The following is a 22,923-nucleotide window of genomic DNA, read 5'->3' on the forward strand; positions in this document are numbered from 1 at the left end:
GGACTGGACGCCGGTGCGGGAGGCGCTGGAGCGCTGGGAGGCGCAGTGCGCGGAGCACGAGGCGGCGGAGGGGCCGGGCTCCGCCCCGCTCGTCCGCAACAGCGCGGGCCTGCTGCTCGAAGCCCTGGAGGACTTCTCGCGCGGCCTGACGCCGTGACGTCCCCGCCCCGGGCAGCTCGTTCCCGGCCCCGTCGCTTCCGCAACCGGTGAGCACCGCCGCGGCCGGCGGCCCGGTGGCCGGTGTCGCGCCGGTTCGCGCGTTCCCGTACGGGTCGATTTCCCCGTGAATGGAATGGCCGTCCGAGTGGCTGCCTCCATCGATCTGCGGATCCGGACACCCGGGGAGCGGTCAACTCGCGTGATCGGGAGCCGATCCGGCTATTTCCCCGTCTCTCTTCCCAAGAGCTGTAATCGCGGCGCCACCCCGCGTGCACGTGCATCTGCTCGTGCATCCGCTCATGCATCAGAAATTGAACACAGCTATGATCCGGGACAGTTGACACTTGCACCTTGCAACTCGGGGAGCGTCCTGTGCACCACGTGTACAACGGCATGGCGGCCACAGAGCTTCGCGGAGTCGTCTGGCAGAAGAGCAGACACAGCAACTCCCAGGGTTCCTGCGTGGAGTTCGCGAAACTGCCCGACGGGGGAGTGGCGATGCGCAATTCGCGCCACCCGGACGGCCCGGCCCTGGTCTACACGCCGGCCGAGATAGAGGCGTTGCTGCTCGGCGTCAAGGACGGCGAGTTCGACCATCTGGTCGGCTGAACCGCCGGCCGTACACCACAGAGGGCCGAACACCGGGGAGATCCCACGGTGTTCGGCCCTCGGGCGGTGTGTAACGCGGTGCGCCGGCCGGTCGCACCGCCCCCCGTCACACCGGGTCGCCGAGCCGGAACAGCGCCCAGACGACCTTGCCTCGCGCCGCGGTGGTGCCCGCGACGCTCTCGGTACTCAATACGGGCGACGGGTGCCAGCCCCAGCAGTCGCTGAACGACTCCACCAGGAACAGCCCCCGGCCCGACTCGGCCGAGTCCGCCGCCTCGGAGGCGACCGGACTCGCGTGGCTCGGATCGCGCACCGCGCACACCAGCCGCGAGGTCCAGCGCATCAGGTGCAGCCGCACGGGCTGCTCCCGGGGCTCGCGCGGCGGGTCGGCCGGCAGGGCGTGCCGCAGCGCGTTGGTCACCAGCTCGGAGACGACGAGCGCGACGTCGTCGAACCGCTCGCTCAGCCCCCAGCCCCCCAGGGTCGACCGGGTGAACTGCCGGGCGCCGCCCACCGCCTCGTAACGGGCGGGCAGTGTGCAGGTGGCTGATCCGGAGACGGCTGAGGGATCGATGGGGGGAAGCCCCTGCCGTAACGGCTCGAGCATCGTCGATCCATTCGTCCCCATGCGAGGCACTCCCGGGAATCGCGGCTGTATCGGTACTGCGTACCGGGGAACAGCGGCACAACACGAACGAGCACGCAGGTGCGCGGGCTCCATGGTTCCGAATGCGCAGGGCAGATGCAAGGGCAGATGCACGTGCACGCGCCGGACCTGTCCGGCGCCGTCCCGTTCCGGGTCATTTCTTCCGGGGCCGCGTTTCGCCGACTTACCAAGCTCTTCCCATTTCCGTAATCGAATGAGTACGGGCTGAAGCGTTTTGATGGCAGAATCCGGCACTTGGGGTTCAGGGGGAGCCCCGATGCCAGGAAGCGATGGGGAGGGTTGGACCAGTGGCGGCAGGCGAGTCGAGTGGGTCCGTGGTGCGGCGCATCCTGCTGGGCTCCCAGCTCAGGAGACTGCGTGACTCGCGAGGCATCACGCGCGAAGCGGCCGGCTACTCCATCCGGGCCTCCGAATCGAAGATCAGCCGCATGGAGTTGGGACGGGTGAGCTTCAAGGCCAGGGACGTCGAGGATCTGCTCACGCTCTACGGCGTCACGGACGAGGCGGAGCGCGACTCCCTGCTCGCCCTGGCCCGTGAGGCCAACGTGGCGGGCTGGTGGCACAGTTACGGGGATGTACTGCCCGGCTGGTTCCAGACCTACGTCGGCCTGGAGGGTGCGGCCTCGCTCATCAGAATCTACGAAGTCCAGTTCGTGCACGGACTGCTCCAGACCGAGGACTACGCCCACGCGGTCGTCGCCCGCGGCATGCGCGGAGCACCGGCCGCCGAGATCGAGCGCCGGGTCGCGCTGCGCCTGGAGCGGCAGAAGGTGCTCGTCTCCGAGCGCGCCCCCCGATTCCACGCGGTACTGGACGAGGCGGCGCTGCGCCGCCCGTACGGCGGCCGCGAGGTGATGCGGGCGCAATTGCGGCATCTGATCGATATGTCGGAGCAGCCCAACATCACGCTCCAGGTGATGCCGTTCAGTTTCGGCGGCCACTCGGGCGAGAGCGGCTCCTTCACGATGCTGCGATTCCCGGAATCCGATCTGTCGGACATTGTCTATTTGGAGCAGCTGACAAGTGCGCTCTATCTGGACAAGGACGAGGACGTCGCCCAGTACGAAAAGGCGATGGCGCGTCTTCACGAGGACAGCCCCGGCCCGGAAGAGAGTCGTGACCTGCTGCGAGGACTTCTCCAACTCTCCTGAAATTTCAGTAGGATGACGATCCCACAGGAGTCTGCACCTGAGTTGTTAAGGGATCGCATGTCCTTCTTCCAAGAGCTGGCCGGCCAGTACATCGACGGTGAATGGCGGACGGGCACCGGCTCCTGGGACATCATCGATTTCAACCCGTTCAACGGGGAGAAGCTCGCCGCGATCACCATCGCTACGGCCGCCGAGGTGGACGAGGCGTACCGCGCCGCCGAGCGCGCCCAGGGCGAGTGGGCCGCGACCAGCCCCTACCGCCGCCGCGACGTCCTGGAACGGGCCCTGCGGGTCACCGAGTCGCTGGCCGGTGAGATCACCGAGGCGATCATCGACGAGCTGGGCGGCACCCGCGCCAAGGCCGAGTACGAGCTGAGCCTCACCCAGGAGTTCCTGCGGGAGGCCATCCGCCAGGCGCTCTCCCCGGAGGGCCGCGTCCTGCCCTCCGCGGCGGACGGCCGGGAGAACCTGCTCTACCGGCTGCCGGTCGGCGTCGTCGGCGTCATCAGCCCGTTCAACTTCCCGCTCCTGGTGACGATGAAGTCCGTCGCGCCCGCCCTCGCCCTCGGCAACGCGGTCGTCGTCAAGGCCAACCAGAACTCGCCCGTCGTCGGCGGCGGCCTGGTCGCCCGGATCTTCGAGGAGGCCGGGCTGCCGGCCGGGCTGCTCAACGTCGTCGTCACGGACATCGCCGAGATAGGCGACGCGTTCATCGAGCACCCAGTGCCCAGCGTGATCTCGTTCGCCGGATCGGACCGCGTCGGCCGCCACGTCGCCGCGACGGCGGGCGCCCTCTTCAAGCGCACCATCCTCGAACTCAGCGGCAACAGCGCCCTGGTGGTGCTGGACGACGCCGACATCGACTACGCGGTGGACGCCGCCGTCTTCAGCCGATTCATCTACTCCGGCCAGGTCTGCATGGCCGCCAACCGCATCCTCGTGGACCGCGCGGTGGCCGACGCGTTCACGGAGAAGTTCTGCGCCCGCGTGGCCGCCCTCAGGACCGGCGACCCGCGCGAGCCGGACACCCACATCGGCCCGGTCATCAACACGTTCCACGCCGACGCGCTGGCCGCCCTGGTGGACCAGGCGATCGCCGAGGGCGCCGAGGCGCCGGTACGGGGCGGGGTGCGCGGCAACCTCGTGGAGCCGACCGTGCTCACCGGGCTGCCCGAGGGCTCCCCGCTCCTGAGCCAGGAGATCTTCGGGCCCGTCGCCCTGCTGATCCCGTTCGACGGTGAGGACGAGGCCGTGCGCATCGTCAACGACAGCCCGTACGGCCTCAGCGGTGCGGTGCACACCGCCCGCACCGGCCGCGGGGTCCGGTTCGCCCAGCGCATCCGCAGCGGCATGTTCCACGTCAACGACTCCACCGTGCACGACGACCCGGGCATCGCCTTCGGCGGCGAGAAGGACTCCGGTCTCGGCCGGATGAACGGCGACGCGGCGGTGGAGGCGTTCACCACCCAGAAGTGGATCTCCGTCCAGCACGGCCGCAGCGTCTTCCCCTTCTGACCCCGCCCGCCCCTCCCGTCAGGGCCTGTCCGGCGGATCATGGCCGGGGTCGCGACGCCTGGCACGGCACCTCGCCGCGTTGCCGAAACGCCCGGATAGCTCCGCTATCAGGCCGCTCCGGCGCCTTGCGATGCACCGCACCAGACGCCGCGCCCCCCCCGACCCTGATCCGCCGGACAGGCCCTAGGCTGGTCACCGGGTTGACCAGAGAGGTGAGGGCATGTCCGCGATCCGGCTGCTGGTCCTCGGTGCCGTGCGCCAGCACGGCCGGGCCCACGGCTACCAGGTCCGCAACGACCTGGAGTACTGGGGCGCCCACGAGTGGTCCAACGCCAAGCCCGGCTCCGTCTACCACGCGCTCAAGCAGCTCGCGAAGCAGGGCATGCTCCTCGCCCACGAGGTCGCCCCGAGCACGGCGGGCGGCCCGCCGCGCATCGAGTACGAGATCACCGAGCGCGGCACCGAGGAGTACCTCGCCCTGCTGCGCGCCTCGCTGACCTCGTACGACCAGCGCATGGACGTCCTGTCGGCGGGCATCGGCTTCATCGTCGACCTGGAGCGCGCGGAGGCCGTCGCCCTGCTGCGCGAGCGGCTGGCGAACCTCGCCACCTGGCGCGCCGCCGTCACCGAGCACTACCTCCCGGAGGACGGCCCCGAGGCGCTGGGCCACATCGGCGAGGTCATGAACTACTGGGTCCACTCGGCGGACGCCGCTGCCGAGTGGACGCGCGGCCTGATCGCCCGCATCGAGGGCGGGGCGTACGTCTTCGCGGGCGAGGGCGAGCCCTTCGTCGGCGTCCTCGCGGAGGGCGAGGAGAACCCGTACGCGACGGGCATCCCCGATCCGGGCGACGCCGGCTGACGGCCGGTAGCGACTAATCAAGTTTGACCAATGGCCGGACATGGCTTACCTTCGAGATGCTAGTCAAGTTTGACTACTGGGGGTGTGGCCGTGCGGGACGCGATCGTGGTCGAGGGAATGCGCAAACGATACGGGGGGAGGTGGGCCCTGGACGGGCTGGACCTGACGGTCGCCCGCTCCACCGTGCACGCGGTGCTCGGACCCAACGGGGCCGGGAAGTCCACGGCGGTCCGCGCCCTGGCGACCCTGCTGCGGTACGACGGGGGCCGGGCCGAGGTCGCCGGGCACGACGTGCGGCTCCGGCCGCGCGAGGTCCGCCGCCGGATCGGGCTGCTCGGGCAGTACGCGGCGCTGGACGAGGAGCTGGACGGCCGGCAGAACCTGGAGATGTTCGGCAGGCTGCACCACCTCGGCGCCCGCCGGGCCGGGGCGCGGGCGGGCGAACTGCTCGACCGCTTCGGCCTCGCGGACACCGGCCGCAAGGCCGTCCGCCACTACAGCGGGGGCATGCGCCGCCGCCTGGACCTGGCGGCCTCGCTGATCACCGGCCCCGAGGTGCTGTTCCTGGACGAGCCGACGACCGGCCTCGACCCGCGCGGCCGGGCCGAGGTGTGGGCGGCGGTGCGCTCCCTGGTCGGCGACGGCACGAGCGTGCTGCTCACCACGCAGTACCTGGAGGAGGCGGACCAGCTGGCGGACCGGATCTCCCTGGTGGACGGCGGCCGGGTGGTCGCCGAGGGCACGGCCGACGAGCTGAAGACCCGCGTCGGCGGCGACCGCATCGACGTCGTCGTGCGCGACGCCTCCCAGCTGGCGCGCGCCGCCGCGCTGCTCGACGGCGGCGCGGTCACCGACCCGGAACGCCGGATCGTCGGCGCCCCGGCCCCGGACCGGATGGCGGCGCTCGCCGCGGCGGTGCGGGCGCTGACGGACGCGGGCATCGAGGCGGAGGACATCGCGGTGCGCCGCCCGACCCTGGACGAGGTCTTCCTGACCCTGACGGGCGGCCGGAACGAGACGGAGGTGGCCGCATGAGCGCGGTGACGTGGGCGGTGTCCGATTCCTGGACGATGACCCGGCGCGAACTGGCCCGCTGGGCCCGGCAGCCGGGCCAGGTGGCGGTGGGCCTGGCCTTCCCGGTGATGCTGCTGCTGATGTTCACCTATCTGGTCGGCGGCGGGCGCGGCGTCGAGGGGGACACGGCGGAGTACCTGGTGCCCGGCATGCTGGCGCTGACCATGGGCTTCGGCCTGGAGTCCACCGTGCTGGCGGTCACCCGCGACCTGGAGAAGGGGGTCGTGGACCGGTTCCGCTCGATGCCGATGGCCTCCGGGGCGGTGCTGGTCGGCCGGGCCGCCGCGGACATGCTCCAGTCGGCGGCCGCGCTGGTGGTGCTCACGGGAGTGGGCCTGGCGGTCGGCTGGCGCTGGCACCACGGACCGGACGCCGCGCTCGGCGCGATGGGGCTGCTCCTGCTGCTGCGGTTCGCGATGCTGTGGCTGGGCATCCTGCTCGCGCTGGTGGCCGGGCGCCCGGAGCGCGCGCAGGCCGTGCAGATCCTGGTCTGGCCGGTGGGCTTCCTGTCCACGGTGTTCGCGACGCCGGAGACGATGCCCGGATGGCTGGGCGCCGCCGTCGAGTGGAACCCGCTCTCGGCCACCGCGACGGCGGTGCGCGAGCTGTGCGGCAACCCGGGCGCGGACGGCGGCTCCTGGGCGGCCGGCCACGCCCAGCTCCTCGCGGTGCTCGGCCCGTTGGTACTGCTCGCGGTGTTCTTCCCGCTCGCGGTGCGGAGGTTCGCGCGGCTCGGCCGCTGACCTCTCAGTGGTGGAAGGACGTGGCGGCGTTCTGGTCGCGGGTCAGCGGGTGCGGCTGGGCGCGCAGTTCGGGCATCAGCAGCCGCAGGTCCTCGATGAGGAGTTCCGCCAGGTCGGAGGAGAAGCCGTTGCGGCACACGATGCGCAGCACCGACAGGTCCTCCCGGTTGGCCGGGAAGGTGTACGCGGGCACCAGCCAGCCCCGCTCGCGCAGCCGCCGCGACACGTCGAAGACGTCGTAGGACTTCACCTCCGGCCTGGTGGTCAGCGCGAAGACGGGGAGCTGGTCGCCCCGGGTGAGCAGCCGGAAGTCGCCCAGCTCCTCGATCTTCGCGGCCAGCCCCGTCGCCACGTCCCGGGCCGCCTGCTGCACGGCCCGGTAGCCGTCCCGGCCCAGCCGCAGGAACGTGTAGTACTGCGCGACGACCTGGGCGCCGGGCCGGGAGAAGTTCAGCGCGAAGGTCGGCATGTCGCCGCCCAGGTAGTTCACCCGGAAGACCAGTTCCTCGGGGAGTTCGGCGGCCGACCGCCACAGCGCCCAGCCGACGCCCGGATAGACCAGGCCGTACTTGTGGCCGGAGGTGTTGATGGAGGAGACGCGGGGGAGCCGGAAGTCCCACACCAGTTCCTCGTCCAGGAACGGCGCGACCATGGCGCCGGACGCGCCGTCCACGTGGACGGGGATGTCGAGGCCGGTGCGTTCCTGGAGGCGGTCCAGGGCCGCGCACAGCTCCGCGATCGGCTCGTAGCTGCCGTCGAAGGTGGAGCCGAGGACGCCCACGACGCCGATGGTGTTCTCGTCGCAGAGGTCGGCGGCGGCCTGCGGGTCGAGGTGGAAGCGGTCGCCCTCCATGGGGACCAGGCGCGGCTCGACCTCCCAGAACGTGCAGAACTTCTCCCAGCACACCTGCACGTTCACCCCCATCACGAGATTGGGGCGGGCGGTCGCCGGGTAGCGGTCGGCGTTCTTCGCCGCCCAGCGGCGTTTGAGCGCCATCGCGGCGAGCATGCACGCCTCGCTGGACCCGGTCGTCGAACAGCCCACGGCCGCCGAGGGGTCGGGGGCGTGCCAGAGGTCGGCGAGCATCGCCACGCAGCGCCGCTCCAGCTCGGCCGTGCGCGGGTACTCGTCCTTGTCGATCATGTTCTTGTCGCGGCACTCGCCCATCAGCACCGCGGCCTGCGGCTCCATCCAGGTGGTGACGAAGGTGGCGAGGTTGAGCCGCGAGTTGCCGTCGAGCATCAGCTCGTCGTGGACGAGCCCGTACGCGGTGTGGGGCGGCAGCGGTCCGTCGGGCATCCGGTGCCGGGGCGGCGCCGACTCCATCCCGGCGACCGGGTCGGCCTCCCCGTAGAACGGGTTGAGCGCCAGCCTGCGCTGCGCGGCGGACGGTTCGCCCTCGTGCGCGGAGCCACGGTGGAGCGGCATCACGGACCTGCCCTTCTCGGCTCGCGCCCGCGAGACCGGACGAATCCGACGATACGGACGGCCCGCGCGGCTGCCACCCGCTGCTGGTCCGTCCGGTGCGCGGGGCTCTCCGGCGCCGCACACCGCGGCCCGCCCCGCGCCCCGGCCGCCGCTCAGCGCATCGCCGTACCGTCCTCGCGCAACTGCATCAGCGGGCGGCCGGTCACCAGCAGCCAGCCGGGCAGCAGGGCGACGCACAGCACCGGGAGCAGCGCCGTGTCCCCGGCCAGCACCGCGGCCGTGAACAGGCTGAGCCAGCCCTGCCGGGTGACGGCGAGGAGCACGCCGAGCACCGCGCACGTCACCGCGAGCGCCACCGGCACCGCGTCCACCAGGGCGTGGGCGCACAGCCCGAGCGCCACACCCGAGAACACCGCCGGGAAGATCCGGCCGCCCCGGAACCCGCAGGTCGCGGCGATCACCAGGGCTGCCGTCTTCACCACCGCCATCGTGCCGAACTCGGCGGCCGACCAGCCGTCCGGATCGGCGGCGATCGTCTTCACCTCGTCCAGCCCCTTGAACAGGGTGAGGTGTCCGCCCAGCGCCCCGAGCAGCCCGAGCGCCAGGCCGCCCAGGGTCAGGGCGAGCACCGGGTGCCGCAGCGCCCGGAAGCAGCGGTGCATCAGCGGGAACACGTACACCGCCGCGAGGCCGAGGACCGCTCCGGCGGACGCGATCACGACGGCGGAGAGCAGGTCGCCCCAGCCGGCGTGGGTGTACGCGGGCAGCGCCAGGTCGAAGCTGGGGTGTTCGGCCAGGGACATGGTGAGCGATCCGGCGGCCCCGGCGGCGAGCGGCCCGAACAGCTTGTCCCAGAGCGCGCCGGGCCCCGGCGTGGAGGCCAGCGACTCGGTGAGGATCAGGGCGGCGGCGACCGGGGTGCCGAAGAGGGCGCCGACCGTGCCGGCGGCGGCGAGCCCGAGCCACAGCCGGCCGGGCGCGTCGGGGGCGAGCCGCTGGCCGGCCCAGGCGGCCAGGGCGATGTTGGCGGCGGTGATCGGGTTCTCCGGGCCCAGGCTGACGCCGCCGGCCAGGGCGAGGACGGTGACCAGGAGCAGGCCGGGCACCACGTGCGGCGGCAGCGGCGGGTCGACGAGGCCCATGGTCGCGGGGTCCGGTCCGGCCCGGCCCGGTACCGCGCGGACCACGAGGCCGGTCACCAGGCCGGTGACGGTGAGCATGACGATCATCCAGAGCGAGGAGAACCGCCCGACGGACAGCGCGTCGGGCAGCGTCTTCCACAGGACGTCCTGCAACTCCTCCGCGAGCAGGCTGACTCCGAGCAGCACCAGGGCCGAAGCCACCCCGACGGCCAGGGCGGGCACGATGAGCGCGAGCAGCCGCCGGGCGGGCGCGGGCTCGGCGACGGCGGAATCGGACGTCATCGCCACACCATAGCGATGCGAAAGCCGTAAAAGCGTGCAAAAGGTGCAGGCGCTCGGCGGCGCTCGCACCGCACGCCGGCGCGATGCATCGGAGCCCGGCCGCCCACCCGCGCGCCGCCGGGCGTAAACGGTCACAGAGACGGGTGGAACCCGGGGCCGCCCCGGGGCGTTGATAGCTTGGGGCGGCCACGCAGCCGCCTTTCGATCCCTCATCATGGAGCCCGGACCCTTGAATACGCTTGCGCTCGGACCGAGCTGGCTGGACCCGGACTATCTCATCGGTCAGTTCGGCCTGATCGGTGTGCTGGTCATCGTCTTCGCCGAGTCCGGGCTGTTGATCGGGTTCTTCCTGCCCGGTGACTCCTTGCTGTTCACCACCGGCCTGCTGGTGACGACGGGCAAGCTGCACACCCCGCTGTGGCTGGTCTGCGTCCTGGTCGCCCTGGCGGCGATCATCGGCGACCAGGTGGGGTACCTCTTCGGCCGCAAGGTCGGCCCCTCCCTCTTCAACCGGCCCGACTCCCGCCTCTTCAAGCAGGAGAACGTCGAGAAGGCCCACGAGTTCTTCGAGAAGCACGGCCCGAAGTCGCTGATCCTGGCCCGCTTCGTGCCGATCGTGCGCACCTTCACCCCGATCATCGCCGGGGTCAGCCGGATGAACTACCGCTCGTTCATCGTCTTCAACATCATCGGCGGCATCCTGTGGGGCGTCGGCGTGACCCTGCTCGGCGCCGCCCTCGGCAACGTGAAGGTCGTGCACGAGAACATCGAGGCGATGCTCATCCTCATCGTGCTGATCTCGGTCGTGCCGATCATCATCGAATTCCTGCGCGCCCGCGGCAAGGGCAAGAAGGAAGGGACCGCCGCGAGCGGCGAGTCCTCTCCGCAGGAGCCGGCCACCGGCCGCCGCGGCGGCCGTCACGCCAAGCGCTGAGCCCCACCCCGTCCGTCAGAAGCCGCGCGTCCGCTTGGCCGCGCGGCGGTTCGCCCCGCCGACCGCCCCCGGCACCCGCATGAACAGCCGGGAGATCTCGCTCCCCAGGTTCACCCCGATGGCGATGGCCAGCGCCGTCGCCACCGCCGTGGACAGCGAGGCCAGCCCCCGGTCCAGCTCGTTCTGCGCCACCCCGAGCAGCCCGAAGTACGTCGCCGAACCGGGCAGCAGCGGCCCGATCGCCGCCGTGATGTACGGCAGCGACGACGTGTAGCGGTACCGCGAGAACAACTGCCCGAACAGGCCGACGAGCCCGGCCGCCGCCGCCGTCGCGGCCACCGCCGACAGCCCGCCCGTACGGGCCATCGCCCCGAAGACCACCCAGGCCACACCCCCGTTCAGCGTCACCGCCAGGACCGTGGCCCGCTCCTGCTGGAGCAGGATCGCGAAGGACAGCGTCAGCACCATCGACGCCAGGATCTGGATGACCGGCCGGTCGTGCGAGATGAGCCGCGCCTCCGGATTCAGCTCCGCACCCAGCTGGAGCCCCCCGTACAGCGCCAGCAGCACCCCGGTGACGATGGCGATGAAGAAGTACATGACCTCCAGGAGCCGCGCCGAGGCCGTGATGTAGTACCCGGTCAGCCCGTCCTGCACCCCCGCCACCAGCGCCCGCCCCGGCAGCAGCGCGAACAGCCCACCGGTGATCACCGCCGACGGCCGTACGTCCGACCAGTGCGTCAGCGTCAGCGCCACGCCCATCGCGGCCGGCGGCATCGCCGCCACCACGAACTGGTAGAACTCCGGCAGCCCGCGCCCCGCGCACAGCCAGGCCAGCCGGTCGCCCAGCATCGCCCCGACCATCGCCACCAGGAACACCAGCGCGCCACCGCCGACCAGCACCGACGCCGCACCCGCCAGCGTGCCCGCCGCCAGCGTCAGCACCCAGCCGGGATACGGATGCCGGTTGCGCCGGATCTCCGCGAGCCGCCGGTACGCCTCCTCCAGCGACACCTCGCCCTCGACCGTCGTGATGTCGTCGATCAGCCGGAAGACCGCCGCCAGCCGGGTGTAGTCCGTGCCCCGGCGGCGCACCGTACGGCTCGCCGTCACCGGGTCGTCCACCAGGGACGGCTGGTGCGAGATCGACAGCAGGGTGAACGTCACGGTCGGCTCGCAGCGGTCGAGCCCGTAGCTGCGGGTCACCGCGAACATCGCCGCCTCGACGTCCTCGGCACCCTCGCCGCCCGCCAGCAGCAACTCCCCGATGCGCAGGGTCAGGTCCAGCACGCGCGGCACCGCGGGGGCCGTCTCGTCGTGCCGCTGGATCGGCTCCGGCGCCGGGCGCTCGGCCACCGGCAACCGCAGCATCGTGCGCATCCGGTCCTGCCAGGGCGCCTCCTCGGTCAGCTTGACCATCGGGATACCGTGCGCCGGAGTGAACACCGGAGGCGAGTCCCGGAAGCTGTACGTGCTCGGCGGCGCGAACGCCGAACCGCCCGTGTCACCCCCCGAAGCGGAACCCGGACCGGAACCGGAACCGGCCGCCGGGGGCTCGGGCGTCACCCCGGCCGGAAGGGCGAACTCCGACGTCGGGCTGTCCTCCTCGGGCGGCGCCGCGGGCGGCTCGGTCCCGGCCGGCCGCGCGAAGGCACTGTGCGCCTCGTCGGACTGGGGCTTCTCGTCCTCGGGACCGCCCGCTTCCGCCACCACTCGACCTCGCTCCTCCTCGGCTGCGCGTCCTCGGCCGCACTCCTGCCCAGTATGGTCACGCCCAAGGGAGGGCATGCGAAACGGGCGGCACACCCGAGGTGTACCGCCCGTGGCACCGACCGCCTACCGGAAGCGGAACGTCAGTGCGCGCCGCCCTGCGCCTCGAGGCGCTTGCGGGAGGCGTCGATCTCGGCCTCGGCCTCGGCGCGGCCGACCCAGTCGGCGCCCTCGACGGACTTGCCCGGCTCCAGGTCCTTGTAGACCTCGAAGAAGTGCTGGATCTCCAGGCGGTCGAACTCCGACACGTGCTGGATGTCCTGCAGGTGCTCCACCCGGGGGTCGGACGCCGGGACGCACAGCAGCTTGTCGTCGCCGCCGGCCTCGTCGGTCATCCGGAACATGCCGATCGCGCGGCACTTGATGAGGCAGCCGGGGAACGTCGGCTCCTCCAGGATGACCAGCGCGTCCAGCGGGTCGCCGTCCTCGCCGAGGGTGTTCTCGACGAAGCCGTAGTCCGCCGGGTAGCTGGTCGAGGTGAAGAGCCGACGGTCCAGACGAATCCGGCCGGTCTCGTGATCCACCTCGTACTTGTTGCGCGAACCCTTCGGGATCTCGATAACGACGTCGAACTCCACGGGTGGCTCCTCCATGATCAACACATACGACTGGTGGTTAAGTGTCCCTCACGCAGATGTGTGCTCGCGAAAGGGGCTGGTCAACGGTGGCCGAGCCGGTGGAAAGACCGTCGACCGAACCGTCCGGCGGGCCGGACGGGGGTCTCGCGGCCCGTCTCGGCGTCCGCGGCCCCGTGAACAACTGGCAGTTCACGGCCGTCTCCGCCGTCGCCGGACTGGCCCTCGCGGCCGGCGCCGTCCTCGTCGCCGGCCCCTGGGACTCGGGTCAGCGTAAGGCCGAGCGGGACCGCGCGACCGTCGCCGCCCGCACAGGTGGCGCACATCACGCCAAGGACCCCGGGGGCCCCGCCCCCGCCCCCAGCGCCCCCGCCGTCCTCGACGCCCTCGGCACCGCGGGAACGGTCACCCGGGACGCCCCGGCGGGCCCCGACCGCGACCTGCGCGCCGTCCTGGACCCGCTGATGGGGAACGACGCGCTCGGCAGCCGGCGCGCCGCCGTCGTCCTGGACACCGCCACCGGCGAACGGCTCTACGGCAAGGGCGCCGAAGCCGCCATGACCCCCGCCTCCACCGTCAAGATCGCCACCACCGTCGCCGCCCTCGACGCCCTCGGCCCCGCCCACCGCATCCCCACCACCGTCCGCGCCTCCGCCGACCTGCGCACCGTCACCCTCGTCGGCGGCGGCGACCCCACCCTCACCGAGGCCGACCTGCGCGCCCTGGCCACCGAGACCGCCCGCGCCCTGGGGACGGGCAAGGCGCGCTCCGTCCGCCTGCGCTACGACACCTCCCGCTACACCGGCCCCGCCCACCACCCGATCGGCCCCAACGAGAACATCGCGCCCATGAGCGCCCTCATGGTCGACGAGGGCCGCCGGGACGACTCCACCAAGGGCCCCGCCCCGCGCACCGAGGACCCGGCGGGCGACGCCGCCCGCGCCTTCGCCCGGTTCCTGGACGACGCCGGGGTCACCGTCAAGGGCGCCCCCGCGCACGGCCGCCCCGCCAAGGGCGCGCACACCGTTGCCACCCACCGCTCCGCCCCGCTCTCTAACCTCGTCGAACGCGCCCTGACCAACAGCGACAACGACATCGCCGAGGCCCTCGCCCGGCAGACCGCCATCGCCGCCGGGCAGCCCGCCGACTTCGACGGCGGCCGACGGGCCGTCACCGCCCGGCTGAAGAAGCTCGGCCTCCCCCTCAAGGGCGTGAACATCGCCGACGGCAGCGGACTCGACCGCGAGGACAAGGTCACCGCCGCCCTCCTGGCCGGACTCCTCGCCCGGGCCGCCGACCCCGGCCACCCCGAACTCCGCCCCGTCCTCACCGGCCTCCCCGTGGCCGGATTCACCGGCACCCTCAGCCGCCGCTACACCACCGAGGACGGGGGCACCGGCTTCATCCGCGCCAAGACCGGCACCCTCACCGGCGTCAACAGCCTCGCCGGCACCGTCGTGGACACCCGCGGCCGGCTCCTCGCCTTCGCCTTCCTCGCCTCCGGCACCACCGCCCCCGCCGAGGCCCAGAAAGCCCTCGACGAACTCGCCACAGCCCTCGGGTCCGGCCGGCGATGAGCCCGTCAACACCTCACCGCGACACGGGCAGAGCACGTACGGTTGACGCATGACGAGCATCGGTGGTGCAGGGATGGTCGACTGGAACCTCGCAGTCGCGACGGCGACCCGCCTCGTGCGGCCCGGACCCGAGATCGGCCGCGAGGAGGCCCGCGCGGTCGTCGCGGAACTGCGCGCGCACGCGAAGGCGGCGGAGGAACACGTCCGCTCCTTCACCCGGATGATCCCCGAGGGAACCGAACCGGAGGACACCCCCGTCCTCGTCGTCGACCGGGCCGGCTGGATCAGGGCCAACGTCGCCGGCTTCCGCGAACTGCTGCGCCCCCTCCTGGACAAGATGGAGGAACGGCGCGGCGGCGGCGCGGGCGGCGCCGTGTTCGGCGCGGTCGGCTCCAAGGTCACCGGCGTCGAGGTCGGGATGCTGCTGTCCTTCCTCGCCTCCCGCGTCCTCGGCCAGTACGAGACCTTCGCCCCGGCCACCCGCGACCTGCCCGCCTCCGCCGAGGGCGGCGGCCGGCTCCTGCTGGTCGCCCCCAACATCGTCCACGTGGAACGCGAGCTGGAGGCCGACCCGCACGACTTCCGGCTCTGGGTCGCGCTCCACGAGGAGACCCACCGCACCCAGTTCACCGCCGTCCCCTGGCTCCGCGACCACCTCCAGGGCGAGATCCAGTCGTTCCTGGACGAGACCGACGTGGATCCGATGACCTTCCTGGAGCGGCTGCGGGAGGCCGTCCAGACCGTCGCCGGCGGCCGGCCCGACGGCGAGTCGGACGAGGACGGCGGCCGCAGCCTGGTCGAGATCGTCCAGACCCCCGCCCAGCGAGAGATCCTCGGCCGGCTCACCGCCGTCATGTCCCTCCTGGAAGGACACGCCGACTACGTGATGGACGGCGTCGGCCCCGACGTGGTGTCCTCCGTCGCCGAGATCCGCGAGAAGTTCCAGCAGCGGCGCGCCCGCGGCGCGGGCCGCCTCGACCAGGTCCTGCGCAAGCTGCTCGGCCTCGACGCCAAGCTGCGCCAGTACCGCGACGGCGAGCGGTTCGTGCGTGCCGTGGTCGACCGGGTCGGCATGGACGGCTTCAACCGCGTCTGGACCTCGCCCAACACGCTCCCCACCAAGGCCGAGATCGCCCGTCCCGAGGACTGGATCGCGAGGGTGCACCGTAAGGCAGAGTCGTGATCACGCCCCCGGCTCCGAAGGCAACGCGCCGGTAATCACCCATCCGAGGGACCGTAGGGGCATGGGAAGGCGTGCAATGCTCGATGAACGGCATTGCTCTGTCACCATCGACGCACTCTGAGTGACGGCACTCCTTCCCGTCCCGGCACTCCGAGACTCTCCCTGAAGACCTTCACGAAGGGCACCGGACATGGGTCCCCATCCTGCGGTCGCGGCGATACGCCTGGCGGTCCGCCGCGTACTCCACGACGTCATCGACGCCTACGCCGAACAGACCGGACGCGCCCCCGCGCGGCCCGAACTCGTCCAGGCCGGAGCGGGCAGCCGCCGCGGCGCACTCCCCGACCGCCCCGACACCCCCCTCGTCCTCGTGGCGTGCTCCGGCGGCGCCGACTCCATGGCGCTCGCCTCCGCCCTCGCCTTCGAGGCCCGCAAACTCCCCGTCCGGGCCGGCGGCATCACCGTCGACCACGGCCTCCAGGACGGCTCCGACACCCGCGCCACCGAGGTCGCCGCCCGGCTCTCCGCCATGGACCTCGGCCCGGTCGAGGCCGTCGCCGTCCGCGTCGGCCGCGAGGGCGGCCCCGAGGCCGCCGCCCGCGACGCCCGCTACGCCGCCCTCGACGCCGCCGCCGAACGCCACGGCGCCGCCGCCGTCCTGCTCGGCCACACCCGCGACGACCAGGCGGAGACCGTCCTGCTCGGCCTCGCCCGCGGCTCCGGCATCCGCTCCCTGTCCGGCATGGCCGCCGCCTCCGGCCCGGCCGGCCGCTACCGGCGCCCGTTCCTCCAGCTCGACCGGCAGACCGCCCGCACCGCCTGCCTCGCCCAGTCCCTGCCCGTCTGGGACGACCCCCACAACGTCGATCCCGCCTACACCCGCTCCCGGCTGCGCCACGAGGGCCTGCCCGCCCTGGAGAAGGCCCTCGGCAAAGGCGTCGTCGAAGCCCTCGCCCGTACGGCCCAGCTCTCCCGCGACGATGCCGACGCCCTCGACACCTGGGCCGCCGAGGCCGAACGTGACGTACGCGACGACGCGGGCCGGCTGGAGTGCGCCAAGCTGTCCGTGCTGCCGCCCGCCGTACGCCGCCGGGTGCTGCGCCGGGCCGTGATAGAGGCGGGCTCCCCGGCCGGCTCCCTCTTCGCCCGGCACATCGAGGAAGTGGACCGCCTCGTCACCGGCTGGCGCGGCCAGCAGGCCATCAACCTCCCCGGCCGCGTCGAAGCCCTGCGCCAGGGTGGCAGACTGGTCATCCGGCAGAGCTGACGCACGAGCGGCTGACATGCAGGGCGAGCGGTCCCGCAGGTGTCCGGGACTCCATCCCGGACCCGGCAGGCACAGAAAGAGACGCGGGTGAACGAGAAGGACATGGGCACCGACCTCCAGTCGGTGCTCCTCACCAAGGAAGAGATCGACGCGAAGCTGGTCGAGCTGGCCGCGAAGATCGACGCGGAGTACGCCGGCAAGGACCTGCTCCTCGTCGGGGTCCTCAAGGGCGCGGTCATGGTCATGGCGGACCTGGCGCGCGCGCTGTCCACCCCCGTCACCATGGACTGGATGGCCGTCTCCTCGTACGGGGCGGGTACCCAGTCCTCCGGCGTCGTCCGCATCCTCAAGGACTTGGACACCGACATCAAGGGCAAGCACGTCCTGATCGTCGAGGACATCATCGACTCCGGCCTGACGCTGTCCTGGCTGATGTCGAACCTCGGCTCGCGCGAGCCGGCCTCGCTGGAGATCTGCACCCTGCTGCGCAAGCCGGACGCCGCCAAGGTCGCGCTCGACTGCAAGTGGGTCGGCTTCGACATCCCCAACGAATTCGTCGTCGGCTACGGCCTCGACTACGCGGAGAAGTACCGCAACCTCCCCTTCGTCGGCACCCTCGCCCCGCACGTATACGGAGGCTGAGGGCGCGCGGACCCGCCGCGGGGCGTATCGGGAACCCTGGCGGGTACTCCACCGTTGAGCCTCAGAAGGCGGGATTGCCGTACGTCCGAGGCGGACGCCGGTGACCATGCTGGGGTACCGTCCGAAGAACAGTCTTTACTCACAGCAGCATTTACCTACGGGCAGGAGGGACGGGGCGGCTTTCGCTCCGTATGGATGGACGTGAAGCGATACTTCCGTGGGCCGGTCATGTGGATCGTGCTGGCCGTCCTCGCCGTGGTCGTGTTGATGAATGTCGTCGGCTCGGGCGGCGGCTACAAGACGGTGGACACCGGCCAGGTGATCCAGGCGATCAGCAAGAACCAGGTGGACCAGGCCAAACTCACCACCGGTGACGACCAGATCATCAAAATCGAGCTGAAGGACGGCCAGAAGCTGGCCGACGAATCCGGCAGCAAGTTCCAGGCGAGCTATATCGGCAACCAGGGCGTCCAGCTCGCCGACATGCTGCAGAAGAAGTTCGAGAGCGGCGACATCAAGGACGGCTACACCGTCTCGCCCTCGAAGCAGTCCCCGTTCGTCTCGATCCTCTTCTCGCTGCTGCCGTTCGTCCTCATCGTCGTCGTCTTCCTGTTCCTGATGAATCAGATGCAGGGCGGCGGCTCCAAGGTCATGCAGTTCGGCAAGTCCAAGGCCAAGCTGATCACCAAGGACACCCCCAAGACGACCTTCGCCGACGTGGCGGGTTCGGACGAGGCGGTCGAGGAGCTCCAGGAGATCAAGGAGTTCCTCCAGGAGCCGGCGAAGTTCCAGGCCGTCGGGGCCAAGATCCCCAAGGGTGTCCTGCTGTACGGGCCTCCCGGCACCGGCAAGACCCTGCTCGCGCGCGCCGTCGCGGGCGAGGCGGGCGTGCCGTTCTACTCGATCTCCGGTTCCGACTTCGTCGAGATGTTCGTCGGTGTCGGCGCATCCCGGGTCCGCGACCTCTTCGAGCAGGCCAAGGCGAACGCCCCGGCGATCGTCTTCGTCGACGAGATCGACGCCGTCGGCCGCCACCGCGGCGCCGGCATGGGCGGCGGTCACGACGAGCGCGAGCAGACGCTGAACCAGCTCCTCGTGGAGATGGACGGCTTCGACGTGAAGGGCGGCGTCATCCTGATCGCCGCCACCAACCGGCCGGACATCCTGGACCCGGCGCTGCTGCGTCCGGGCCGCTTCGACCGCCAGATCGCCGTGGACCGCCCCGACATGCAGGGCCGTCTGGAGATCCTCAAGGTCCACCAGAAGGGCAAGCCGGTCGCCCCGGACGTCGACCTCGGCGCCGTCGCCCGGCGCACGCCCGGCTTCACCGGTGCCGACCTGTCGAACGTGCTGAACGAGGCCGCGCTCCTGACGGCGCGCAGCAACCAGAAGCTCATCGACAACGCCACGCTGGACGAGGCCATCGACCGCGTCGTGGCGGGCCCGCAGAAGCGGACCCGGATCATGTCCGAGAAGGAGAAGAAGATCACCGCGTACCACGAGGGCGGACACGCCCTGGTCGCGGCGGCCTCTCCCCAGTCGGACCCGGTCCACAAGATCACGATCCTCTCCCGCGGCCGCGCCCTCGGTTACACGATGGTGCTCCCGGAGGAGGACAAGTACTCCACGACGCGCAACGAGATGCTCGACCAGCTGGCGTACATGCTGGGCGGGCGCGCGGCCGAGGAGCTGGTCTTCCACGACCCGACGACCGGCGCGGCGAACGACATCGAGAAGGCCACGGCAACGGCCCGCGCGATGGTCACGCAGTACGGCATGACGGAGCGCCTCGGCGCGATCAAGTTCGGCGGCGACAACACCGAACCGTTCGTGGGCCGCGAGATGGGCCACCAGCGCGACTACTCGGAAGAGGTCGCCGCGCTGGTCGACGAAGAGGTCAAGAAGCTCATCGAGACCGCCCACAACGACGCGTGGGAGATCCTCGTCGAGAACCGCGACGTGCTGGACACCCTGGTCCTGCGCCTCCTGGAGAAGGAGACGCTGGGCAAGGAGGAGATCGCCGAGATCTTCGCCCCGATCGTCAAGCGCCCGGCCCGCCCCGCGTGGACCGGCTCCGCCCGGCGTACCCCGTCCACCCGTCCTCCGGTCCTCTCGCCGAAGGAGCTGGCCCTCACCAACGGTGCGAGCACGGCCGGCGGCTCGGTCGCGGACTCCGTCTCCAGCACCAAGGAGACGCTGCCCGAGGAGCGGCCCGAGAGCTAGTCATCACCCCGGTGTGTTCCCCGTCACGGGGTTCCCACCGGGCCCGGAATGGATGCCGCGCCCCCCAGGTTCTAGCCTGTTGGGGGCGCGGCATTTTCCGTAGACCTGCGCGGATGCCCCCGCAGTGACAGCTCAAGGAACGAGGCACAGATGACCGACCCGGTGACGCTGGACCCCCAGCCCGCGATCGGCGAGTTCGACGAGAAGCGTGCCGAGGCCGCGGTCCGTGAGCTGCTCCTGGCCGTGGGCGAGGACCCGGACCGCGAGGGCCTGCGCGAGACACCGGGCCGGGTGGCACGGGCGTACAAGGAGATATTCGCCGGGCTGTACCAGCGGCCCGAGGACGTCCTGACGACCACGTTCGACCTGGGCCACGACGAGATGGTGCTGGTCAAGGACATCGAGGTGTTCAGCACCTGCGAGCACCACCTGGTGCCGTTCCGGGGCGTCGCCCACGTCGGGTACATCCCGGCCACCAGCGGCAAGATCACCGGCCTGTCCAAGCTGGCCCGGCTGGTGGACGTCTACGCCCGCCGCCCGCAGGTGCAGGAGCGGCTGACGACGCAGATCGCCGAGTCCCTCATGGAGATCCTGGAGCCGCGCGGGGTCATCGTCGTCATCGAGTGCGAGCACATGTGCATGTCGATGCGCGGCATCCGCAAGCCCGGGGCGAAGACGCTGACGTCCGCCGTGCGCGGGCAGCTGCGCGACCCCGCGACGCGCGCCGAGGCCATGAGCCTCATCATGGCCGGCTGACCGGCCCGCCCACCGCAGCGGCGGCGGCCTAGGCCGCCGCCGCGTCCGGGCGGTCGTCGTCCTTGTCGTCCGGGAGCTTGCAGACGTGTTCCAGGAAGAGGGCGGCGGCGATGACCGCGAGGCCCGCCAGGACCGCGAAGCCGGCGTAGACCGCCTGGTCGCGGCGGGGCGGGATGTCCAGCGAGCCGAGCAGGAAGACGGCCGTGCCGCCGTACATGCCGGCGACCAGGGCGACGACGAGGGCGCTCGCCTGGGCGAAGACCAGGGCGCGGGCGGCCATCAGGGGCTCGACGCCCTTCGCGCCGGGACGGCGTTCGCGCTGGGCGCGGAGGCGGGCGCGGATGGACAGGGCCGTGGCCAGCAGGACGACGGCGATCACCGCGAGCACGATGGGCGCGGCCAGCGGCACGCTGGGCAGGGTGCCGAAGGAGTCCCAGAGGCGGGCGCCGCCCCAGGAGAGGACCCCGGCGGCGGCGAAGAGGCCGGCCAGGACTCCGAGCCGTAGTTGCTTCACCGGGTGAGCCGCCCTTCGCCGCCTGTGGTCCGTCGTGCTGTGTGCTCAGAGCCTAACGACTACTCGGGCAGCCGGAGTTCCAGGTCGGTCCGGGGGAGCACCCCGTCGCGCCCGACGCCGCTCAGCAGGTCGGCGACCGGTCCGGCGCCGGGGATCTGTGCCTCGGGGTCCACGTCGTGCCACGGGGCGAGGACGAAGGCGCGCTCACGGGCGCGGGGGTGGGGGAGGGTGAGCACGGGGTCGTCGGAGACGACGTCGGCGTAGGAGACGATGTCCACGTCGATCGTGCGGGGCCCCCAGCGCTCCTCGCGGACCCGCTCGAAGGCTTCCTCGATGGCCTGGCCGCGCTCCAGCAGGGAGGACGGCGGCAGGGTCGTCTTCACGACGATCACCGCGTTGAAGTACGACGGCTGGGAGCCGGGCTCGACGCCCCACGGCTCCGTCTCGTACACCGGGGAGACCGCCTTGACCCGGAGGCCGGGCGTGTCCTCCAGCGCGTCGATGGCGCCCTGGAGGTTCTCCAGGCGGTTGCCCAGGTTGGCACCGAGCGAGAGCACGGCGAGTTTGGGGTTGGAGAGGGTGATGTCCGCCGCGTCCACCTGCTCGACCACGGAGGCGGGCACCGGCTGTACGGTCGGGTCGCTCTGCCCTTCGGTGGAAAATGCAGTCATGCTCGGCTCCGGGTGATGGTGATGGTGACGTCGTCGAACGGGACGGTGATGGGCGCGTCCGGCTTGTGCACCACGACCTCCACCTCCTCGACGCCGTCGTGCTTGAGGCACTGCTGGGCGATGCGCTCCGCGAGCGTTTCGATCAGGTCGACCGGCTCGCCCTGGACCACCGCCACGACCTCTTCCGCGACCACGCCGTAGTGCACGGTCTTCGTCAGGTCGTCGGCGGCTGCCGCGGGGCGGGTGTCGAGGCCGAGCACCAGGTCGACGATGAACGTCTGGCCCTCCTCCCGCTCCCGGGGGAAGACGCCGTGGTGCCCGCGGGCCTTGAGGCCGCGCAGCGCGACACGATCCACGCGAATCACTCCTGCTGTCGTTGGTCGTAGGGCACGGGGCCGTGTGCGGTCGGCCGGGTACCCGATTTCGAATCTACCCGCGCGCACCGACACCCCTTTCCCGCGGGGGAGGGCCTTCGGGCACGGAACAGATAGCCGCTGATACCCCGATGCGGCCGGTTCCAATCCGGCCGGACCCGCATTCGAGCCCTCTTTCGCGCCCCGCCGGGGCAGCGGCCGACTCAGGACGGGGGTACTTCGTCCTCTTCTTCGCCTGTTTCGGCCAGTACGGGTGATCCGTGGTGCGACCAGAGCTTCCAGCCGTCAGAAGTGCGCCGGAACACATTCGTCGCGACGACGAGCTGGCCGACGAGCGGCCCGAGCGAGGCGCCCTCCTCGGCGGGGCCGCCGCTGAGGATGTTCTCCGTACAGGTCACCAGGGCGGTGTCGCCGGTCATGGAGACGCCGACGTCCGTCAGGAAGAACTGGATGTACTCGGTGTTCGCCATGATCAGCGCGTAGCTGCGCAGCACCTCGCGCCGCCCGCTGAGCACCGGCCAGCCGGGGTGGACGCAGGAGACCGTCAGGTCCTCGCCGGGCAGCCAGGCGGCCGTCAGCGCTTCGAGGTCGCCGCGCTCCATCGCCTCGTAGTACGCCGTGTTGGCCTGCTCGACGGCCGCGATGTCGGCGGCGGCCTCCGCGTGCTCGTCCTGCGGCCCGGTCACGCGGCTCCCTCGATGGCGCGGGCGACCCGCACGGCGTCGGCGGTGGCCCGGACCTCGTGGACGCGCACCGCCCAGGCCCCGGCCCGTGCGGCGAGCGCGGAGACGGCGGCGGTGGCCG

General features: G+C 71.7%; 22 protein-coding genes. 13 read left to right on the forward strand and 9 right to left on the reverse strand.

Annotated features, from left to right (window positions below):
• Positions 1-531 precede the first annotated feature (531 nt).
• Positions 532-768 (forward strand): DUF397 domain-containing protein, encoded by a 237-nt coding sequence (locus tag MHW47_RS15245; RefSeq protein WP_111330080.1) that lies wholly within the window; start codon positions 532-534, stop codon positions 766-768.
• 106 nt (positions 769-874) lie between these two features.
• On the opposite strand, the gene MHW47_RS15250 is transcribed toward MHW47_RS15245, so the two are convergent.
• A complete protein-coding gene (locus MHW47_RS15250) occupies positions 875-1,375 on the reverse strand; it encodes an ATP-binding protein (RefSeq protein WP_239223684.1) in 501 nt (166 codons plus the stop codon).
• A gap of 329 nt (positions 1,376-1,704) precedes the next feature.
• Between MHW47_RS15250 and MHW47_RS15255 the strand changes: the two genes are divergently transcribed.
• The 5 genes from MHW47_RS15255 to MHW47_RS15275 all read left to right on the forward strand — a co-directional run bounded on the left by MHW47_RS15255 (position 1,705) and on the right by MHW47_RS15275 (position 6,780).
• Positions 1,705-2,586, forward strand: coding sequence for a helix-turn-helix transcriptional regulator (locus MHW47_RS15255; RefSeq protein WP_239223685.1), 882 nt, complete (start codon positions 1,705-1,707; stop codon positions 2,584-2,586).
• A 57-nt stretch (positions 2,587-2,643) separates the two neighbouring features.
• Positions 2,644-4,101, forward strand: coding sequence for an aldehyde dehydrogenase family protein (locus MHW47_RS15260; RefSeq protein WP_239223686.1), 1,458 nt, complete (start codon positions 2,644-2,646; stop codon positions 4,099-4,101).
• A gap of 220 nt (positions 4,102-4,321) precedes the next feature.
• Positions 4,322-4,963: a PadR family transcriptional regulator gene (locus MHW47_RS15265; protein WP_239223687.1), complete on the forward strand. Its 642-nt coding sequence runs from the start codon at positions 4,322-4,324 to the stop codon at positions 4,961-4,963.
• A gap of 90 nt (positions 4,964-5,053) precedes the next feature.
• Positions 5,054-5,998 carry an ATP-binding cassette domain-containing protein gene (locus tag MHW47_RS15270; protein WP_239223688.1) on the forward strand — a complete coding sequence of 315 codons (945 nt, stop codon included), beginning with the start codon at positions 5,054-5,056 and terminating at the stop codon, positions 5,996-5,998.
• Positions 5,995-6,780: an ABC transporter permease gene (locus MHW47_RS15275; protein WP_239223689.1), complete on the forward strand. Its 786-nt coding sequence runs from the start codon at positions 5,995-5,997 to the stop codon at positions 6,778-6,780. The genes MHW47_RS15270 and MHW47_RS15275 overlap by 4 nt, the downstream gene beginning before the upstream one ends.
• Positions 6,781-6,784: 4 nt before the next feature.
• Here MHW47_RS15275 and MHW47_RS15280 read toward each other — a convergent pair whose 3' ends face one another.
• The gene (locus MHW47_RS15280; RefSeq protein WP_239223690.1) at positions 6,785-8,209 is read right to left on the reverse strand and encodes a glutamate decarboxylase; all 1,425 of its coding nucleotides are present in this window, start codon (positions 8,207-8,209) and stop codon (positions 6,785-6,787) included.
• Between the two features lie 152 nt (positions 8,210-8,361).
• Positions 8,362-9,633 (reverse strand): ion channel protein, encoded by a 1,272-nt coding sequence (locus MHW47_RS15285; protein WP_239223691.1) that lies wholly within the window; start codon positions 9,631-9,633, stop codon positions 8,362-8,364.
• Between the two features lie 229 nt (positions 9,634-9,862).
• Between MHW47_RS15285 and MHW47_RS15290 the strand changes: the two genes are divergently transcribed.
• A complete protein-coding gene (locus MHW47_RS15290) occupies positions 9,863-10,567 on the forward strand; it encodes a DedA family protein (RefSeq protein ID WP_239223692.1) in 705 nt (234 codons plus the stop codon).
• 15 nt (positions 10,568-10,582) lie between these two features.
• Here the strand turns inward: MHW47_RS15290 and MHW47_RS15295 are convergent, their stop codons facing one another.
• The gene (locus tag MHW47_RS15295; RefSeq protein ID WP_239223694.1) at positions 10,583-12,280 is read right to left on the reverse strand and encodes a threonine/serine exporter ThrE family protein; all 1,698 of its coding nucleotides are present in this window, start codon (positions 12,278-12,280) and stop codon (positions 10,583-10,585) included.
• A 140-nt stretch (positions 12,281-12,420) separates the two neighbouring features.
• Positions 12,421-12,915, reverse strand: a complete 495-nt coding sequence (locus MHW47_RS15300) for an inorganic diphosphatase (RefSeq protein ID WP_111330089.1) — start codon at positions 12,913-12,915, stop codon at positions 12,421-12,423.
• Between the two features lie 86 nt (positions 12,916-13,001).
• On the opposite strand from MHW47_RS15300, the gene dacB reads away from it, so the two are divergent.
• The 6 genes from dacB (at position 13,002) to folE (ending at position 20,560) form a co-directional block, all read left to right on the forward strand.
• Positions 13,002-14,489: a D-alanyl-D-alanine carboxypeptidase/D-alanyl-D-alanine-endopeptidase gene (gene dacB / locus MHW47_RS15305; protein ID WP_239223696.1), complete on the forward strand. Its 1,488-nt coding sequence runs from the start codon at positions 13,002-13,004 to the stop codon at positions 14,487-14,489.
• A 49-nt stretch (positions 14,490-14,538) separates the two neighbouring features.
• Positions 14,539-15,672 (forward strand): zinc-dependent metalloprotease, encoded by a 1,134-nt coding sequence (locus MHW47_RS15310; protein ID WP_239223698.1) that lies wholly within the window; start codon positions 14,539-14,541, stop codon positions 15,670-15,672.
• A 190-nt stretch (positions 15,673-15,862) separates the two neighbouring features.
• Positions 15,863-16,939 (forward strand): tRNA lysidine(34) synthetase TilS, encoded by a 1,077-nt coding sequence (gene tilS, locus MHW47_RS15315; protein ID WP_239223700.1) that lies wholly within the window; start codon positions 15,863-15,865, stop codon positions 16,937-16,939.
• A 102-nt stretch (positions 16,940-17,041) separates the two neighbouring features.
• On the forward strand, positions 17,042-17,581 hold the full coding sequence (hpt, locus tag MHW47_RS15320) for a hypoxanthine phosphoribosyltransferase (RefSeq protein WP_037777945.1): 540 nt from the start codon (positions 17,042-17,044) through the stop codon (positions 17,579-17,581).
• 195 nt (positions 17,582-17,776) lie between these two features.
• Complete coding sequence (gene ftsH, locus MHW47_RS15325) at positions 17,777-19,804, forward strand: ATP-dependent zinc metalloprotease FtsH (RefSeq protein ID WP_239223702.1); 2,028 nt, start codon at positions 17,777-17,779, stop codon at positions 19,802-19,804.
• Between the two features lie 150 nt (positions 19,805-19,954).
• The gene (gene folE / locus MHW47_RS15330; RefSeq protein WP_239223704.1) at positions 19,955-20,560 is read left to right on the forward strand and encodes a GTP cyclohydrolase I FolE; all 606 of its coding nucleotides are present in this window, start codon (positions 19,955-19,957) and stop codon (positions 20,558-20,560) included.
• Positions 20,561-20,588: 28 nt separating this feature from the next.
• Here the strand turns inward: folE and MHW47_RS15335 are convergent, their stop codons facing one another.
• From MHW47_RS15335 to MHW47_RS15350, 4 genes are all read right to left on the reverse strand, one after another.
• Positions 20,589-21,074 carry a DUF3180 domain-containing protein gene (locus MHW47_RS15335; RefSeq protein ID WP_239223706.1) on the reverse strand — a complete coding sequence of 162 codons (486 nt, stop codon included), beginning with the start codon at positions 21,072-21,074 and terminating at the stop codon, positions 20,589-20,591.
• 59 nt (positions 21,075-21,133) lie between these two features.
• Positions 21,134-21,745: a 2-amino-4-hydroxy-6-hydroxymethyldihydropteridine diphosphokinase gene (gene folK / locus MHW47_RS15340; protein WP_239223707.1), complete on the reverse strand. Its 612-nt coding sequence runs from the start codon at positions 21,743-21,745 to the stop codon at positions 21,134-21,136.
• On the reverse strand, positions 21,742-22,101 hold the full coding sequence (gene folB / locus MHW47_RS15345; protein ID WP_239223708.1) for a dihydroneopterin aldolase: 360 nt from the start codon (positions 22,099-22,101) through the stop codon (positions 21,742-21,744). The genes folK and folB overlap by 4 nt, the downstream gene beginning before the upstream one ends.
• Positions 22,102-22,322: 221 nt before the next feature.
• Entirely contained in the window at positions 22,323-22,805 is a 483-nt protein-coding gene (locus tag MHW47_RS15350) for a nuclear transport factor 2 family protein (RefSeq protein ID WP_239223709.1), read from the reverse strand.
• Between the last annotated feature and the right edge of the window lie 118 nt (positions 22,806-22,923).

Source organism: Streptomyces sp. OfavH-34-F (assembly GCF_022347745.1).
Lineage (GTDB): Bacteria > Actinomycetota > Actinomycetes > Streptomycetales > Streptomycetaceae > Streptomyces.